Genomic DNA, 1,950 nt, shown 5'->3' on the forward strand with positions numbered 1-1,950 from the left:
AAGGCGCGCTTGGGGTACAGGGCGTCCGTGAGGGGGCGCCCTGTACCGATCGGGGTTAAGCGGTTTGCGGTGCGGTGATGGGGTCCCAACCGGCGTTGGCGCGGGGGACCTTGCGACGCTGGGCTTCCTGTACGTACAGGGCCGCGTTGTAGACACACGTCGACGCCAGGGTCATGACCTGGTGGCGTTCCGCCTCAGTCAACCCGGGCTGGGTGCTGTGGTCGGGGTCGTAGCCGTCCGTGAGGTACAGAAGGATCAGCGCCTGTGAGGTGATCATCAGGTCGGCGGCGACATCGAGCAGGTGCGCGATGAGTTCACGGTGGCCGCACAGGTAGGTCAGGACGTACAGGTCGCTGTGCAGGGTGACGTCCCGTGCCGTCAAGCAGTTCCGGTGCTCGATCAGGTCGAACGCGGAAAGGTCAATGCTCATGACGGCTCCTCAGATCCAGTCGGTGATGTCGTCGCCGGAATCGGCGTCTGCGGCAGACGAAGCAGCAGGCTTCCTGCCGTTGGGTGAAGTAGCCGTCTTCGCGGCGGCGGTCGGCTTGGACTCGGCCAGGACGTCGGGCAGGTCCAGAGCGGTCGGGACCGTCCCGGGCTGACGCGGCATCACCGGCATGTCGGGGTCGACCAGGCTCGGCAGGTGCGAGTTGACCTGACGGTTCAGGACCTCGCGGCGTTTGATGTCGAACCGCAGATAGGCGGCATTGCCCTCGGCAGCGCGCTCGATAAGCGCCGAGGAGGCGTGGCAGGTGACCGCGATCTTGTCGAGGCGCCCGACCAGATCGGCCTGAGACAGGCCAGGGCGTAGATAGACCCAGACACGTTCCCCAACCGGGGTCGGGCGCGCCCACAGGATCAGCGGCAGGGAACCGGACTGGTTCGCCACGATGAACTGCGAGAAGCAGACCCGCAGCCGGTGTCGCACGACGACGCACCAGACGACCGCGACGATGCGCCGGCGGATCAGGGGTACGGCGGCGGGGACACCGACGACCAGGGCCAGCACCGCGAGGGTGACCGGAGCCGGGGTGTGGTTGGCGAGCTGCATCCACCCGTAGGTGAGCAGCACGGCGGTGCCGATCTCCGGGATCCACCACCAGATGAGCCGGATGACCGGCCAGATCCGCACGAGCGTCCAGGCGACGGCGCCGGTGATCAGGCTGATCATCGCGCCGACCAGGAACGCCAGGATCGGGTGCATGTGATCGGAGGCCACCGTCATAGCGATCAGGCACACGACGATCGCCGTGATGATGAACGCCATCCGCGCGTCGCGTTCGGCGGAACGGTGGACCTTGGCCTCGATGACCGTCACCGTTCCGGAGCGTTTCCCGAAACCGCGTCGGGGGGTAGATTTGGACATGACACGTCCTCCCTTTCGGGGTGGATGGGTTGGAAGACGTGGGGTCGGCGGTGTAGGAGCCAGTACCGACCCCGCGTCGTTTTCCCTTTACAGACAGGCGATGAGCAGGGCTGCAATCCACAGGCAGCCGTAGTGCAGAGCCTGATCGGCGAGATACATGCCGCACAGCGGCGTCTTGATTTCCGCAAACGCGGCGGACCCGGTGTGTTCGAGGATCCAGCGGACCGGCCAGCGCCGATCCAGGACCGCGTGAGTGACCGCGGAGAACCCGAGACCCGCGATGACGCCGGTGACCGAGACCGGAACGTCAAGAACCGCCGCAGTGATGAGGAGCATCACCAGGGCGGTCAGGTGGTAGGTGCCGACGTGGGCAAGCAGGTGACGCCAGCCGTCCCATCCGGGATCGGCCTTGCTGTTGGCGTCGGTGTCGGTCTGGATGATGTGGTCCGCGAACTGGTGCGCGGCGATCAGCGTTCCCATCGAAATGGCGAACACCACAGCTGAAGTGGACACGGTCAACCGTCCCTTTCATAGAAGGGTTGATGGGTTGGAAAGGCGGCGAGGTCGGCAGGTGTAGGAGCCAG

3 protein-coding genes are annotated in these 1,950 nt (G+C 65.8%); all 3 read right to left on the reverse strand.

What is annotated here, in order from left to right; translation table 11 throughout:
* Positions 1–55 precede the first annotated feature (55 nt).
* The 3 genes from AB0B58_RS42265 to AB0B58_RS42275 all read right to left on the reverse strand — a co-directional run bounded on the left by AB0B58_RS42265 (position 56) and on the right by AB0B58_RS42275 (position 1,864).
* Positions 56–430 carry a hypothetical protein gene (locus AB0B58_RS42265; RefSeq protein WP_360237057.1) on the reverse strand — a complete coding sequence of 125 codons (375 nt, stop codon included), beginning with the start codon at positions 428–430 and terminating at the stop codon, positions 56–58.
* Between the two features lie 9 nt (positions 431–439).
* Positions 440–1,366, reverse strand: coding sequence for a hypothetical protein (locus tag AB0B58_RS42270; RefSeq protein WP_360237060.1), 927 nt, complete (start codon positions 1,364–1,366; stop codon positions 440–442).
* Positions 1,367–1,453: 87 nt separating this feature from the next.
* Positions 1,454–1,864 (reverse strand): DUF3307 domain-containing protein, encoded by a 411-nt coding sequence (locus AB0B58_RS42275; RefSeq protein WP_360237063.1) that lies wholly within the window; start codon positions 1,862–1,864, stop codon positions 1,454–1,456.
* Between the last annotated feature and the right edge of the window lie 86 nt (positions 1,865–1,950).

Source organism: Actinoplanes sp. NPDC049118 (assembly GCF_040648555.1).
Lineage (GTDB): Bacteria > Actinomycetota > Actinomycetes > Mycobacteriales > Micromonosporaceae > Actinoplanes.